A 15,715-nucleotide genomic window follows, 5' to 3' on the forward strand; every position below is an offset into this window, starting at 1 on the left:
CTCCACTAGGACTTGGGCCGCTACCAGTGCCGGGCGAGTCCCAGGCTGCCTCGCACGGTGAGCGCCGCGGCGGAACGGCTACCCTCGGACGTCAGCTCCGGGAAGAGAAACGTCTGCCCGGCCAGCTCCAGCAGGAAGGCGAAGCCGAAGGGAAGGTCGTACGTGGCCCCGGCGCTCACCGCGAGCGTCCCCGCCATGGCCGTCCGGTCCGGAGCCTTCCCCATCGTCACGAAGGATTGGTGGAGCACCGCCGCCCCCGCCGAGGCCCCCACGCTCACCGTCACCCGGGGCAGATCCCACGCGTGCACCACCCCCAGCTCGGCGCCGAGCTCGTCCATGCGCGCGCTCAAGTTCTCGTTGCGGAAGCCGCCCCGGCACACGCCCACCCGCGGCACCAGGCTCAGATGCTCCAGCTCGATGGCCCACGCGGCCCAGGGACCCTGGCAGTTGGACGCTCCCTGCCATAGCGCCGTGTGCACCTGGTAACCCACCTGGACCGCGTGCACGGCCCGCGCCTCCGCCTGTCCCTTGCGCACCAGCCGCGCGTAGTCGAAGCGCTCCAACTTCCCGTCCTCCACCACCGTCACCGCCGAGGGCGTCACGGCCACCGTGCCCTCGAGCAGGAAGTCCGCGCCCCGGCCCCGCACGAAATAACGGCCCGCACGCACGTTGATGCGGCGGACCCGATCGTGCGCCCCCACCTCGGCCACCACCGAGCCCGCCGAGGTGTCGGTGAACAGCAGGTACGTGCGCCCCTCGGGAAACGCGAGGCTCCCCCGCCGCTCGGCCCGCCGGCCCAGGTCCGTCAGGATGACGTCCCCCTGCCCCTTCAACTCGTAGCGGAACGTCGGGTGCTGCGTGCCCGACAACGTCCGGCTCGAGGCCCGAAGCGTGTTCTCGTAGGAGAACCGGTACGCCTCCTCCAGCGCCACGTGCCCATCCTCGTTCTGGTCCGCGGCCCCCAGCAGCCCGGACACGAGATAGTGCGTGAAGAAGGAGCCCCGCAACGCCTCCGACTCCTGGGCGGACTCGCTCGCCGAGCTCGAGGTGAGGAAGACCACGCCCTCCCCCGCCAGCTGTTGATCCAACCGGAGGAAGAACGGCGGCGCGCTGGTGCCTCCCTTCACCCGGGTGAGCGCACCCGAGCGGCACGCATCGAGCACCAGCACCCGGAAGGCCGCCGCCGAGCCTCGCACGAGCTGCTCCAGCTCGGAGATCTCCAGCGGTGTCGTCCCCAGGTGGAGCGCCTGCGCGTCCGCGTGGCCCGAGTAGTAGACGAGCAGCATGGCCTGCATCCCCGGCCTGCCCGCCACCGAGCGGATGCGATCATTGAGCGAGATGAGCGTCCGGCGCGCCGTCGCCGCGTCCTCGCCTGACAGCATCACGAGGTTCTCGGGCGCGAAGCCACCGAGTTCTCCCAGCACGTCGCGCACCTTGCGCGCATCGTCCTCTGCGAACCGCAGCGGCTCCTCGCCGGCCTCGCCGAGGTTGTTGCCCATCACGAGCCCGAAGCGGACCACCTCCGCCCCGGCCGGACTGGCCACGCTCAACACCCCGGCGAGCGCCAGGAACAACGGGACCGCCCTCATGGACCCTCCTGCTTGTCCATCGCTACCACGTCCACGTCGCAGCCCTCGGCCGGGGGCGGCCGGGATGGCTCCCGTTCCAGTGCCGAGACCAGGGGCTCCAGCGGAATCGGCGCCGGGCAGACGAGCACGTAGATGGTCTCCAACCCCAGCGTGTCATCGAGCAGGGTGGACAGCGGCAGGGGCACGTCCTCGCCCGCGGGCTGCAAGGCGGCGATGGGCCCGGCCGGGTAGTAGAGGCTGGCGCGCCGTGCACCATCGACGCTCAGCACCGCCACGTAGCCGGGAGCGGTCAGCGACGTCGTGAACTGGAGCGCATCCCCGGGCCGGACGACCTCACCCGGCCCGCCCTCGCGCACCACGTCCTGGTGGCGCACGTAGAACCCGGACCAGCCCGAGCCCTTCGTCTGGCCCACCTCGATTCCCTCGCGCGACGGCCTCCCCACCAGGACCACCAACACCACGGAGGCGGCCAGGGCCATCGCACTGCCCACCCACGCGGCCCGCCGGGGCGCCAGACGGCGCGGAGACTCGGGGGCTCGCAGGTCCAGCGGAGGCATCGCGGCCTGGAAGGCCTCCCGGTCCGCGTGGAGCTCGTCATGCCGGGCGGAGCAGTCGGCACAGGTGGCGAGGTGCCCGCGCGCCCTGCCCTCTTCTCCGCCGGCGAGCGCACGTCCCAGCAACAGGTCCAACTGGAGATCCGACAGGCACCCTTCGCGGCGGCTCATGACCTCTCCTTCCCAGACGCACCACCGAGGCGCAGCACCTGCTCGCGGACGCGCTCCAACTGGTTGCCTACGTGCCGCCGGGAGCAACCCATCACGCCGGCGATCTCCTCGTGCGTCATCTCATCGAAGTAGTAGTAGACGGCCACCTCGCGCAGCTCCTCGGGCAGACGGGACAGGAGACTCCGCGCCTCGGCGAGCCGCTCCGCCCGGGGCAGCTCGACCTCGGACTGGCGCGGCGCCATCGCCTCCTCCACCAGCTTCAACCGCGTCCGCCTATTGCGCAGCCGGTTGAGGCACAGGTGGGTCGTCGCCGAGTAGAGAAAGGTGATGGCCTGGCTGCGGCCCTGGAACTGACCGGGCCGGTGCAGCAACGAGGTGAACAGCTCCTGCAACACGTCCCGCGCCTCCTGCTCCTCGCCAAGCACCTGACGTGCCCGGCGCAGCACCAGGTGGCCGTGCTCGCGGTAGAGCTGCTCGATGTCCCCGTTGCTCCTCATGTGCCGGCCGGTCCTCCGTGCCTCGCGAGCGCTCAGGTGAACTGCGGCAGGCGCAGCTTGCTCGGGTCGTTGGGGATGCGGACCTTGATGCTCGTGTTCAGGTCATCGCCGGCCACGGTCAAGGTGTCGAACATGTCGTGCTGGTCCCAGCAGGCCATCCGATCCGCGGGCGTGGGCGCGTTCGCCAGGCATTCCTGGTACGCGCGGTACTTCGCCTCCGACGGGGGCTCGGCGTGGATGAGGTGGTAGCCGGCGGAGAGGGCACGCGCGCCCCCTCCCTTGTCGAGCCACTTCGAGATCTCACTGCCCGCCTCGACGGGCTCTGGGAGGTAGCTCAGCACGTAGTTCTCGGCGGCCCCGAGGAAGCGCCGCGCGTCCTCGTCGAACACCCCGATGTAGGCGATGGCCATCCGTCCATACGCGGTCTGAACGATCGCGCTGTCATCGGGAGGGCGATGGAGCGAGAGCGTGAAGTGGCTCGGGAACTGGCCCTGCACGGGCACGGAATCCGTGACGATCAAATCCTCACCCACCCGGGGGACGAGCCAGACGAGCTCGACCGTCGGGGACGGCAGTGGCTCCGTCCGCTCACTGGTCACGGTGCCGCTCAGGGTGAGCAGCGGCTCCCCGGGGTACTCCGGCGTGGCCAGGGGCGTACCACACGCGGAGAGGACGAGGCCCGCGAGGCCGGTGACGAACAGCGAACGCAGCATGCGCTTCATGGTGTCTCCCAAAGCAGAACGGACCCGAGCGGACCCGATAGGGGTCCGCCGCCCGTTCCATCCCTTGGGAACGCGAGCCATTATTCTCCGGCACGGAAAAATGAGCTCAGAAGCCGGACATCTTCGAGAGGATCTCCTTCATCACCTCGGAGGTACCGCCGCCGATGGTGATGAGGCGGATGTCCCGCCAGGCCCGCGCGATGTGCGTCTCCTCGATGTAGCCCATGCCTCCGAAGAACTGCTGGACGTCGTAGGCCACCTTCTGCGCCAGGTCTCCCGCGAACAGCTTCGCCATGGAGACCTCCCGCACCGGGTTCTCCTTCGCGTCGAACAGCGCCACCGCGTGGTACGTGAGCCGCTTGGCCGCCTCGATGGCCGCCATGTGCTCCACCAGCTTGTGCCGCCACACCTGGAAGCCCAGCAACGGCCTGCCGAACGCCTGCCGCTCCTTCCCGTACTCGAGCGCGTCTTCAATCATCCGCTCCATCCCGCCCACCGCCGAGATGGCGCCCACCAGGCGCTCGCCCTGGAAGTTCGTCATGATGTGGTAGAAGCCCTGGTTCTCCTCGCCCAGCACGTAGCGGCGCGGAATCCGGCAGTCCTCGAAGTAGAGGATCGCCGTGTCCGACGACAGGTTGCCCACCTTGTCGAGCTTCTTGGACACCGTGAAGCCCTTCACGTCCGTGGGGAACGTCACCAGGGAGATTCCCCCGTACCCCGGCCCGCCCGTGCGCACGCCCAGCGTGATGAAGTCCGCCCGCGTGCCGTTGGTAATCCACATCTTCGAGCCGTTGATGACGTAGTCATCCCCGTCCACGCGCGCCGTCGTCTGCATGTTCGCCACGTCCGAGCCCGCTCCCGGCTCGCTCACGCCCAGCGCGGCGATCTTCTCGCCCGCCAACGCCGGCGCGAGGAACTCCCGCTTCTGCTCGTCCGTGCCGATCTCGTTGATGATCGGCGTGGCCATCTGGCTCTGCACCAGCAGCGCCATGTTCACGCCCGCGTTGCGGCTGCGCGTCAGCTCCTCGGTGAAGGCCGTCACGTACCAGTAGTCCAGCCCGCTGCCGCCGTACTGGGGATCGTGGTTGATGCCGAAGAAGCCCAGCTCGCCACACTTCTGGAAGAGCTCCCGGGGGAAGATGCCCGCCCGGTCCCACTCCAGCGCGTGCGGCGTCAGCTCCTTCTCCACGAACGTACGCACCGTCTTGCGGAAGGCCTCATGCTCCTCGGTGAACGGGTTCAGCATGGTCGCTGTGGCTCCTCGGGATGATTGATTGGAGAGTCAATAGTACAAGGGTCGTCCTCGCGGACAAGGACACCCATGACTTCTGTCACCCTGGCGCTGCTCGCGCTCCTGTCGGCCGCTCCGGCCGCACGCCCCTCGGCCGAGGAGGTGCTCCGCACGCAGTGCCGCACCTGGGCCGCGGACCCGAAGAACCCCTGGGCGCTCGCCCATGGCATCACCGCCGAGGGCCGCGCCTTCAAGGCCCGCGATGGCCGCCGCGCCGCGGACGTCATCGTCTCGGACTTCCTCCGCCGAGAGGGCACGGACCTCCGCTTCGACGCCTTCGCCACCGACGGCACGCCCGTGGAGCCCCACCCCAACCTCCTCGTGAAGACGCTGCTGCTCGCGGGCTTCCCGGCCTCCCAGTCCTTCCGCGCCAGCGGAGGTCCCGTCACGCTCGGTGCGCTCGTGGAGGACCTGAAGCGCGACTTCCGCCGCGATGCCGCCCTCTCGCCCCACGGCGCCTGGACGCTCGATGCCCTCTCCCACGCCCTGCCTCCGGGCGCCACCTTCACCACCGGCGCGGGCGAAACGGTCCGCCTCGACGCGGTGATGGACGAGGCGCTCGCCCTGCTCGAACGTGAGCAGGCGGAGCTGCTGGCCGGAATGAAGGCCGGGCTGCCCCAGGTGCCCAAGCGCAAGCAGGGCATCTACGCGCACCCCTGTGGGGGACTGCACCTCTTCCAGGCCGTCGCCAGCCACGCGCGCCACCCCGCGGTGCGCAAGGCCTGGGGCTCCCGCCTCGACACCCAGGTGGACGTGCTCGTCTACCGGCTCGGCTCCGAGTCCCGCCAGTACGACGCCGCCCTCACCTCCGCTCCTCCCGCGTACCGCCTCCCCGTGCTCGTACAGATGGTGAAGTTCCACGGGCACTTCCTGGAGACGCTCGGCCGCTACCGCGAGGAGACGGGATGGAAACCCACGCCCGAGCAAGCCCGGGCGGTGGAGCAGGCCCTCGCGCTGCTCGATGGCGCGGTGCGTCGACTCGAGGCCTCGGGGGCCTTCCGCGACATGGAGTCCGTGAAGGCGGCGCAGTACCAGCTCTACCTGGACCTCATCGGCGACGCGTGCCACGCCGCCCACGGGCTGAGCTACTGGAGGAACCACCGGGGAGGTTGATACAAGCATCCATCATGTCCTCCCCCCTCCGCCTCCTGGCCGCGAGTCTCGCCCTGCTCGGGCTCACGCTCGCCGGCTGCAAGAAGGAGAGCTGCCTCGGCAACGATGAAAACTGCCGGGTCGTCAGCCCCTGCGAGAAACTGAGCTACTCCTGTGAGGCCGCCTCCGGCTCCATGCTCGAGGTGCGCACCCTCACGCCCACGGACAAGCGCGTGGGCAGCCATGATCCCGTCCCGGGCCCCGAGACCGTGCCCGGCGGCCTCAACGCCCTCGGCGCCCGCGGCGACATCCTGCTGGGCAATGACCGGGCGGTGGCCGTCATCGCCGGTCTCGGCAACACGAACCTGCTGGATCCCAACGGCGGCTCGCTGCTGGACCTGAGCGCTCGCGGCAAGGACAACGACGGCCTCAACCAGGTGCTCCAGGTGGTGGGCATCCTCCCCGGGGACGCCGCGCACTACACGTCGATGAAGATCATCGACGAGCGCCCCACCCGCGTGGCGGTGCAGTTCAACGGCACGCTCGACGGCAAGCCCGAGTTCCCCATCCACACGATCTACGAGATGCGCCCGTGCGAGCCTGGCATCCGCGTGCGCACCGAGGTCCTCAACACCGCCGTGGATCCGCAGCTGTGGGCCCTGGCGGACGGTTTCTACTGGAGCGGCCGCGAGGCCCTGCCCTTCACGCCCGCGGAGGGCTCGGGCTACCAGCACCCGTCCTTCAGCCTCCTCTCCATCGGGAACGCCTTCAAGAAGTTCCCCTACCTGACGGCCGCCATGGCCTCGGATCCGGCCTCCAGCTATGCCCACGTGGCCTGCGGCGAGGCGGACCTGCTCGAGGGCTTCCAGAGCGATCAGATCTCCTCCTCGGGCCTGGCGCGCACCGTGGTGCAGCCGCGTGACTACCTCGTCTTCGAGCGCTTCCTCGCCGTGTCCGAGCGCGGAGACGTGGCCGCCGCCGCGGACCTGGCGCTCGAGGCCCGGCAGAAGCTGCGCGGCGAGGAGTACGTGACGCTCAGTGGCGTGGTGACCCGGAACGGGGCGCCTGTCTCCACTTCGGGCCGCGAGGTCAGCGTCCTCGTCAGCGAGGGCGAGCTCACCACCACCCAGGCCAACCGCGTCCCGTGGACCCAGGTGACGCCCGACAAGGAGGGCCGCTTCCAGGCCCGCGTGCCCGCCGGCCGTGACTACGTGGTGGAGCTGCACGCCTTCGGCCGCAAGGTGGCCGACCGCCAGCTCGACAACGTGAACGCGGACACGGACCTGGGGACGCTCGCCGTGTCCTCCCATTCGCGCCTCACCGTGAACGTGGTGGATTGGGTCTCCAACGCGGGCCTCGACGCCGAGGTCTTCCTCGTTCCCGTGGACGACACCACCCTGAAGGGCACCGAGGGCTCCCTGCATGGCCGTTTCGGCACCTGCGCGCCGTGGCTCGGTCCTCCTCCGGGCCCCTCGCCCGCTTGCAACCGCTTCCTCGTCCGCAACGGCACCGCCACCGTGGACGTCCCCGCGGGCCGCTTCTACCTCTACGCCTTCAAGGGGCCCTTCTGGACCATCGACCGGAAGACCGTGAGCTTCGGTATCGAGCCCACCACCACCGTGGAGCTCGCCCTGTACAAGCTGGCGCTCCAGCCCCTCAACACCGTGGGCGCGGACCTGCACGTGCACGGCGCGGCCAGCTTCGACAGCTCCATCCCCGAGTACGACCGCGTGCTCTCCTTCTCCGCCACGGACCTGGACGTCATCGTCTCCACCGACCACGACGTCATCTACGACTACGCCCAGACGGTGCGCGAGTTGGGCCTGCAGAACAAGATGAGCGCCGTGGTGGGCCTGGAGACCACCGGCCACATCCTCTGGATGAAGCGCCCCGGCGCCTCCGTGCCCCTCGTGGTGGGCCACTACAACTTCTGGCCGCTCGAGTACGACCCGACGAAGCCGCGCAACGGCGCCCCGCCGGACGAGCTCGTCGAGCCCGGTGAGCTGTTCGACCGCGTGAAAGAGAGCGCCCCGCCCGCCCTGCGCGACCAGCTCCTGGTGCAGCTCAACCACCCCTGGTCCGACGCCGAGTTCGGCCGCGACCTGGGCTACCCGCGCGCGCTCGCGCTCGACACGACGAAGAACCTGCCCGCGAGCGATGACGGCACCAGCGCCGGCATGTACGTGCGCACGCCCAAGGGCGGCTTCGCCAACAACGGCCAGCACGCCCAGGAGGTGATGAACGGCACGCAGAACGACATGCTGCTGCCCTACCGCGCCTTCTGGTTCTACACGCTCAACCAGGGCCAGTTCGCCGCGGGCACCGCCAACAGCGACTCGCACAGCCTCACCGACAACACCGTGGGCGTGCCGCGCAACATCGTCTACACCAGCACCAGACCCGGCACCTCGTTCAACACCGCCGAGTTCAACAAGGCCCTCAAGGCCGGTGAGTCCTTCGGCACCAACGGTCCCGTCATCGAGGCCACCGTGGACACCGCGAGCGGTCCCCGCCGATTCGGCTTCACCCCGTTCGCCCCCGCGGCCGACGCGCAGCTCCGTCTCAGGGTCTCCGCCGCCCCCTGGGTGCCCGTGGAGGAGGTGCGCATCGTGGTCAACGGCAACGTCGTGAAGACGCTCAGCGGCACGGACCTCTTCCATCCAGAGGATCCGCTCGACCTCTTGAGCGTGGAGAGCAAGCTCATGCGCTACAACGGCAACCTCGCGCTCTCCGAGCTGCTCTCCGGCGTGAGCGGGGATGCGTGGGTGGTGGTGGAGGCCGGCGCCCGCCTGCCGCTCGCCGCCGACTTCGGTGGCCCCGATGGCAAGCCGGACGGCATCCCCGACACCGGCGACAACAACGGCGACGGCAAGGTGGATCGCGCCGACATCGCCGAGGGCTCCAGCTACGGCCCGCTGCGCACCCCGGCTCCGCCCACCAGCGAGGCCAGTTCGCAGTTCCACTTCTCGCAGGTGGTCACCGGCGGCTACCCCATGTCCTTCACCAACCCCTTCCTCCTCGACCGGAACGGCAACGGACGCTTCGATGCCCCCGGCGTGGCCGCCCAGTGAATCGAGGGCACACCGTGAACCCGTCCCGACTGCTCTCCGCGCTCGCCGTCCTGCTGCTGCTGCCCGCCACCGCTCGCGCCGAGGGCGGGTGTGAGCAGTGGCTCTCCCCCGCGCTGGCCGAGGGCCCCATCACCTTCGGCTTCCTGTCCGCCGATGTCGCCACCGGCCGCCGCGCCTGCCCCCGCACCGAGGTGGGCTTCGGCGTCCAGGGGGGCGCCATCATCGAGACGGAGAACTTCTACGGCTCCGTCACCGGGGCCGCCCTCCTCAGCGGCAGCTACGCCGTGCGCCCGGACCTGGAGGTCTTCGCCACGCTGGAGGCCACGCGCTTCCAGTTCGTCCAGAACGCCACCCTCACCGGCACCACCCTGCACCTGGGCCAGCTCACCGTGGGCGGCACCTGGGTGGCGCTGACTCGAGGCGCCTTCGTCCTCGCCCCGAGCGCGCGGCTGCAACTGCCCACGTCCTTCGCGAGCCCGAGGACCCGCACGCTGGGCGCCGAGGTGGGCGCCGCCCTGCTGTACCGGCCCACGAACCGCTTCGAGGTGCACGGCTACGTGGGCCTGGATGGAGACATGGGCCTGGGGGCGGGCCCCGCGCTGCCCCGCGCCGGCTTCCTGATGAACGTGGGTACCGAGTACGCGCTCTGCAGCGGCTTCGCCGCCGTGCTCGATGCCAACCTGCACTTCGGCCACCGGGCCGTGTTGGACTACGTGGCACCGGCGCTCGGGCTGCGCTTCCGCGCGGGCGAGCACTTTGGCGCGGAGCTGGGCGCCAGCCTGCCCCTGGTGGGGGCCGAGCGCGCACTCGCCATTGGCGGGCTGAAGGTCACATACCGGATGTAGTGTATCCCGTCCTGGACATGCCCCGCATGCATCCAGGACGATGATGCCCCGGGCGGACACACCCTCCAGGCGGGCGGCCCCCCGCCCGCACCCCAGCGGAATTCCCGGCTCGCATCTCGTGTCAGTGCGGCCAGATTCCTCATGCAGCCGACTTCCCGACTTCGCGCTCCGCTGGCCCGCTCGACGCTCCTCAAGATGGGGGTGCGCATCGCGGTCGTCATCACCCTGACGACCTTCTTCAGCTACCTCCACATCCTGCACACGCTGCGCACCGAGGCCCTCGCGCACCTGGAGCAGCACGTCACCGAGCGCGCCCAGAGCGAGCAGGGCATCTTCCTGCTGGCCGAGGACAACCTCGCCTTCATCAAGCGGGCCCTGGAGGAGCGCATCCGGGCCCTCGGCCCCGAGGACCTCGGCCCCCGCTTCGATCGGCTGTTCGTGCGAATGGCCGATGGCTCGGTTCGCAGCCGTCCCGAGGGATTCGATGGCACGAGGACGGTGGGCGTCTTCGTGCCCCGGGGCGTGAAGGTCGACGAGGACATGCGCCGCCGGCTGCTGGCCTCGTACGACGTGCTCACCTCCTACGGCCCCGCCTTCCACGTCCGCTTCTCGGATACCTTCGTCACGCTGCCCGAGGGGCCCATCGTCATCTACTGGCCCGAGCATCCCACCTGGATCCATGACACCACGCCCGACTTCATGGTCACCCAACAGGTGTACTTCTCCACCAGCCTGCCGGAGAACAACCCGGAGCGGCGGACGCTCTGGTCCGAGGTCTACACGGACGAGGTCAGCGGCAGGTCCATGTCCACGTCCACCACCCCGCTGGACCTCGACGGCCGGCATGCCGCGTCCATCAGCCAGGACGTGATGCTGGAGGAGTTGATGGACCACACCATCAACGATCACCTGCCCGGTGCGTACAACCTGCTCTTCCGCGATGACGGCACGCCCATCGTCCAACCCCCCACGCAGATGGAGGGCGAGCACCTGCGGCGCATCATCGAGAGCGTGAGGACCCGTCCGCCCGGGGTGTCCGTGTTGAAGCTGCCGGAGCACGACGAGTACCTCGCGGTGGCCCGGCTCCTGGGACCCGGCTGGAACCTCGTCACCGTGCTCCCCGAGCACGTGGTGTCCCAGCCCGCCCTCCTGGCCGCCCGCTACGTGTTGCTGCTCGGCATCCTGTCGCTCGTCCTGGAGCTGGCCATCATGGCCTGGGTCCTCCGGTGGCAGATCACCAGGCCCCTGCTCACCTTCACCCAGGCCACCGACCGCATCGCCTCCGGTGAATTCCAGGTGGAGCTGGACACCTCGCGCAATGACGAGCTGGGGCAGCTCGCCCACTCCTTCCAGTGCATGGTGGACGAGGTGCGGCGCCGCGAGAAGGCCCTGCGCGAGGCCAACGAGAGCCTGGAGCAGCGCGTCGAGGAGCGCACCCGCGAGCTCAAGGACGTACACCGGCAGCTGGTGCAGTCGGCCCGGCGCGCCGGCATGGCGGAGATCGCCACCAACGTGCTGCACAACGTGGGCAACGTGCTCAACAGCGTCTACACCGCCGCCCAGCTCGCCAGGGAGCGCATGACGAGCCTGCGCCTGGAGCACGTGAGCCGCGTGGCTGGCATGCTCCAGGAGCACCAGGACGACATCGGCGCCTTCCTCGCCCAGGACGAGCGCGGCAGGAACGTCCTGCCCTTCCTGGGCAAGCTGGGCCAGAACCTGCTCGAGGAGCGCAAGGAGATCGCCACGCTGCTGGATGACGTGGGCCGCTACACCGAGCACATCGGCGACATCGTGAAGGTGCAGCAGAACTACGCCCGCACGCCCCGGGTGCAGGAGCCCGTCCACCTGGAAGCGCTGGTGGAGGACGCCCTGCGCATCAACGCCGCCGGGCTCACCCGCCACCAGGTGAAGGTGGTGCGGCAGCTCGAGGCCCTGCCCCCGGTGCTCACCGACAAGCACAAGGCGATGATGATCCTCGTCAACCTCGTCAGCAACGCCAAGTACGCCATGGACGGCGTGCCCCCCGTCGAGCGGATCCTCACCGTGAAGATGGAGCGCACCCCCACCGGGCTGGTGCGCATCCAGGTCCACGACAACGGAATGGGCATCGCGCCGGAGATGCTCACCCGCATCTTCCAGTACGGCTTCACCACCCGCGAGGAGGGGCATGGCTTCGGCCTGCACTCCAGCGCCCTGGCGGCCCAGGAGCTGGGCGGCTCGCTCACCGTGCACAGCGAGGGACCCGGACAGGGGGCCACCTTCACGCTGGAGCTGCCCTACGCCTCGGCTCAACAGAGCGCCTGAGGGGACTCGCTCCTCCCCCTCCGCTTTCGTGGTGCAAGACTTCGAGAAAAATCTTACAGTGCCACTATCTGTGGGGGACAGAACATTCCATCGACTTCCGGCAAACCGTCCCTTGAACCCGGCTCTCGACGGGTGGTGGCCGAAAGGCTTCTGCCCATGTCCCTCTATTGGCCCACAGGAGCGAGCATGAGCAATCCCACGGACAAGCGGCGGATCCTCGTCATCGATGACTCCGAGGCCATCCACACCGACTTCCGCCGCATCCTCAACCCCGAGCAGCGCCGCGGCCGGGACGATCTGGATCTGCTGGAAGAGGCCCTCTTCGGCCCGACGCCGTCCCGAACCCATGACGTGGAGCCGGAGTTCGAGGTGGACTCGGCCTTCCAGGGGCAAGAAGGGCTGAGCAAGGTGCGCGAGGCCCTGGAGGCGGGCCGCCCCTACACGCTGGTGTTCCTCGACTACCGCATGCCCCCGGGATGGAACGGCGCGGAGACGCTCCGGCGGCTGCGCGCGGTGGCGCCCACGCTGAACGTGGTGCTCTGCTCGGCCTACTCGGACTACTCGTGGACGGAGATCTTCCAGGAGTTCGGCGAGCAGCACACGCTGAGGGAGCTGCGCAAGCCCTTCAACGGCCAGGAGGTGCGCCAGCTCGCGCTCACCCTCACCGCGCCGAAGGAGAGCGCCTCGAAATCCGGGTGAACCCGGTGGCCCCCGCGAACCCCAGGGGCCCTCCTGACGAGCCCCAGGCTCCGCGTCATGAGGAATTCCCGTGACGGCTCCGGTGTCCATTCCGTCACACAGCCCCTGATATCCGGCAGGCCACTCCGCAGTCCTTTTCTGGTCCCATGAGCGCGTGCGCGAACAAGAAGCGGGTCCTCGTCATCGACGACTCCGAGGCCATCCACACCGACTTCCGGAGGATCCTCAACCCCGAGCAACGCCGCGACCAGGATGATCTGGATCTACTGGAAGCGGCCCTGTTCGGCCCGGCGTCCGTGCCCGCCCCGGCCCTCGTGGATCCGGAGTTCGAGGTGGACTCGGCCTTCCAGGGACAGGAAGGCGTGGCGAAGATCCGCGAGGCCCTGATGTCGGGCCGGCCCTACGAGCTGGTGTTCCTCGACTACCGCATGCCACCCGGCTGGAATGGGGCCGAGACGCTCCGGCGGCTGCGCGCCGTGGCGCCCGCGCTGCGCGTGGTGCTCTGCTCGGCCTACTCCGACTACTCGTGGGGGGAGCTGCTCCAGGAGTTCAGCGATCTCCAACTGCTGAAGGAGCTGAGGAAGCCCTTCAACGGACAGGAGGTGCGCCAGCTCGTGCTCACCCTCACCACGCCTCAGGACGGCTCCTGCGCGCCCCCCAGCCAGTAGCGCTGGCGCTGGAAGGGATAGGTGGGTAGCGCCACCCGGCGCCGCGCGTACGGCGCATCGAAGGCGGCCCAGTCCACCTCCACGCCCTTCACGTACAGCTCGCCGAGCGTCTTCAACAGCCGCGGCCACTCCGCTTCCGCCGGGTGCAGGAGGAGGGCTTCCGTGCCCTCCAGCGAGCCCGCGTCCGTCCGCTCCCGCGGCACCTGGCCCACCGCCCGCCGCAGCCCCTCCTCCAGGCCGAGCACTCCCGCGTCCACCGCCGCCACGTCCTCGCCCACGCCCTGCCCCACGGACCTCCGCGGCACCACGCCCCACGCGCGCCACAGCCGCGCCAGGGCCCACTCCAGCGCGAACACCGCGGCCCCGCCGTAGGATGCCTCCTTCAGGAGCGCGGACTCCGGGCCGAACAGCACCCGCACCAGCGGCTTCTCCAGCACGCCCTTCAGGGCCGCCGCGCACTGCTCCAGCGCCTCGCGGAAGACGGGCTGTGTCTCGTACAGCTCCCGGCCCATGCCGCCAGGCCACGTGCCCTCCGCGCCAAAGACGAACGCCACCTTCGGCGCCACCGTGACCGGGCCCCGTGCCTCCGCCACCAGGAGCCGCTCCCGCACCTGAGCGGCGTCACGGCCCACCACCGCCAACCGGTGCTCGAAGTGCGCGCGGCCCGCCGCCGCCGTGAAGCACACGTCTCCCAGCGGCTCACGGCCCTCCGCGAGTGCCCGGGCGTAACGGCCCGCCTGCGCTCGCAGCGACTCCTCGCTCCGCGCCGACAGCACCAGCACGTGCTCCGGCCGCTCCACCTCCCGCTTCACCTCCGGCCTCGCCGGTGCCTCCTCCAACACCACGTGCGCCAGCGTCCCCGTCCTCCCGTAGGACGTCACCCCCGCGATGCGCTGGCCCCGCGCCGGCTCCCACTCCGTCAGTTCCACCGGCACCTTCACGCCCATGGACTTCCAGTCGATGTGCGGGTTGGGGTTCTTCAAGTGCAGGTGTGCCGGGAGCTGCCGGTGCCGCATCGCCAGCACCACCTTCATCATCCCCACCACCCCCGAGGCCGCCTCCGGATAGCCCAGGTTCGTCTTCACCGAGCCCATCCACAGCGGCTCCCCGCCCTGGCGCCCCTCCTTCAGCACCGACCACGCCGCCTCCGCTTCGATGGAATCTCCCATCGCCGTCCCCGTGCCGTGCGCCTCCAGGTAGCTCACCTCGGCGGGCTGGACTCCCGCGCTCCCGAGCGCCTGACGGATGACGGACTGCTGCGCCACGCCATTGGGCACCGTGAACGAGCTGCTCGGGCCGTCATGCCCCACCGCCGAGCCCCGGATGACCGCGAGGATGTTGGCGCCCCTCGCCTTCGCGTCCGACAACCGCTCCAGCACCAGCACCCCACAGGCCTCGGCCCGGCTGTACCCGTCCGCGGAGGCATCGAACGTCTTGCACCGCCCGTCCGGCGCCAGCGCCCCACTGCTCGACAGGTAGACGCTCGCCTCCGGTGACAGGATGAGGTTCACCCCCGCCGCCAGCGCCATCGTGCACTCGCCATTGCGCAGGCTCTGGCAGGCCAGGTGCACCCCCACCAGCGACGACGCGCACGCCGTGTCCACCACCAGGCTCGGCCCCTGGAAGCCGAACAGGTACGACAGCCTCCCGGAGATGGCGCAGTTGGCCTTCGCGCCGATGAAGTACGGATCGATCGCCGCCAGTCCTCCCTGGTCCAGCGCGAGCTGCCCGTAGTCGTTGTTCATCACCCCCACGAACACGCCCACCCGATCCCTCCGGGTGCGCTCCACCGCGTGCCCGGCCCTCTCCAGCGCCTCCCAGGCCACCTCCAGCACCAGCCGCTGCTGCGGATCCATGCGCTCCGCTTCCCGCTGGGAGATGCCGAAGAACCGCGCGTCGAACCGGTCCACGTCCCTCAGGAAGCCCCCGCGCTTCGTGCGGATCTTCCCCTTCGCCTGGGGATCCGGATCGTACAGGGCCTCGGCGTCCCAGCGGCCCGATGGGAGCTCGCTGGTGGCGTCCACCCCCTTCACCATCAGCTCCCAGAGTTCCTCCGGGGCCTCCACGCCTCCTGGCAGCCGGCACGCCATGCCGACGATGGCGATGGGCTCACGGCGCGCGGCCTCGGCCTGCTCCAGCCGGGCCTCCAGCTTGCGGATCTTCACCAACTGCTGCTGCAACAGCTGGCGGTAGTTGATCTCCTCGGACATGT

The 15,715-nt window shown here is 69.8% G+C and carries 12 protein-coding genes; 6 read left to right on the forward strand and 6 right to left on the reverse strand.

The genetic code is table 11. From position 1 onward, the window contains the following. Window positions 1-20: 20 nt before the first annotated feature. From Q664_RS51725 to Q664_RS07775, 5 genes are all read right to left on the reverse strand, one after another. Window positions 21-1,589 (reverse strand): caspase family protein, encoded by a 1,569-nt coding sequence (locus tag Q664_RS51725; protein WP_052517810.1) that lies wholly within the window; start codon window positions 1,587-1,589, stop codon window positions 21-23. After that, on the reverse strand, window positions 1,586-2,314 hold the full coding sequence (locus tag Q664_RS07760) for a hypothetical protein (protein WP_043391612.1): 729 nt from the start codon (window positions 2,312-2,314) through the stop codon (window positions 1,586-1,588). The genes Q664_RS51725 and Q664_RS07760 overlap by 4 nt, the downstream gene beginning before the upstream one ends. Beyond that, window positions 2,311-2,811: an RNA polymerase sigma factor gene (locus tag Q664_RS07765; protein ID WP_043391615.1), complete on the reverse strand. Its 501-nt coding sequence runs from the start codon at window positions 2,809-2,811 to the stop codon at window positions 2,311-2,313. The genes Q664_RS07760 and Q664_RS07765 overlap by 4 nt, the downstream gene beginning before the upstream one ends. Window positions 2,812-2,843: 32 nt before the next feature. Further along, complete coding sequence (locus tag Q664_RS07770; RefSeq protein WP_043391616.1) at window positions 2,844-3,533, reverse strand: hypothetical protein; 690 nt, start codon at window positions 3,531-3,533, stop codon at window positions 2,844-2,846. Window positions 3,534-3,639: 106 nt separating this feature from the next. After that, entirely contained in the window at window positions 3,640-4,779 is a 1,140-nt protein-coding gene (locus Q664_RS07775; protein WP_043391619.1) for an acyl-CoA dehydrogenase family protein, read from the reverse strand. A gap of 75 nt (window positions 4,780-4,854) precedes the next feature. Here Q664_RS07775 and Q664_RS07780 point away from each other — a divergent pair, with 75 nt between their 5' ends. The 6 genes from Q664_RS07780 (at window position 4,855) to Q664_RS07805 (ending at window position 13,503) form a co-directional block, all read left to right on the forward strand. Then, window positions 4,855-5,937 carry a hypothetical protein gene (locus Q664_RS07780; protein ID WP_043391621.1) on the forward strand — a complete coding sequence of 361 codons (1,083 nt, stop codon included), beginning with the start codon at window positions 4,855-4,857 and terminating at the stop codon, window positions 5,935-5,937. A 14-nt stretch (window positions 5,938-5,951) separates the two neighbouring features. After that, window positions 5,952-8,987, forward strand: a complete 3,036-nt coding sequence (locus Q664_RS07785) for a CehA/McbA family metallohydrolase (RefSeq protein WP_043391624.1) — start codon at window positions 5,952-5,954, stop codon at window positions 8,985-8,987. A 14-nt stretch (window positions 8,988-9,001) separates the two neighbouring features. After that, window positions 9,002-9,832: a hypothetical protein gene (locus Q664_RS07790; protein WP_043391626.1), complete on the forward strand. Its 831-nt coding sequence runs from the start codon at window positions 9,002-9,004 to the stop codon at window positions 9,830-9,832. Window positions 9,833-9,973: 141 nt separating this feature from the next. Further along, a complete protein-coding gene (locus tag Q664_RS07795) occupies window positions 9,974-12,136 on the forward strand; it encodes an ATP-binding protein (RefSeq protein ID WP_235216600.1) in 2,163 nt (720 codons plus the stop codon). A gap of 186 nt (window positions 12,137-12,322) precedes the next feature. Continuing rightward, window positions 12,323-12,835 (forward strand): response regulator, encoded by a 513-nt coding sequence (locus Q664_RS07800; protein ID WP_043391630.1) that lies wholly within the window; start codon window positions 12,323-12,325, stop codon window positions 12,833-12,835. A 146-nt stretch (window positions 12,836-12,981) separates the two neighbouring features. Then, complete coding sequence (locus Q664_RS07805; protein ID WP_043391634.1) at window positions 12,982-13,503, forward strand: response regulator; 522 nt, start codon at window positions 12,982-12,984, stop codon at window positions 13,501-13,503. Here Q664_RS07805 and Q664_RS07810 read toward each other — a convergent pair. Beyond that, complete coding sequence (locus tag Q664_RS07810; protein WP_052517811.1) at window positions 13,470-15,713, reverse strand: type I polyketide synthase; 2,244 nt, start codon at window positions 15,711-15,713, stop codon at window positions 13,470-13,472. The two genes, Q664_RS07805 and Q664_RS07810, sit on opposite strands and share 34 nt — an antisense overlap. Window positions 15,714-15,715: the final 2 nt, after the last annotated feature.

Origin of the sequence: Archangium violaceum Cb vi76 (assembly GCF_000733295.1) — a bacterium.
GTDB classification, from domain to species: Bacteria; Myxococcota; Myxococcia; order Myxococcales; family Myxococcaceae; genus Archangium; species Archangium violaceum.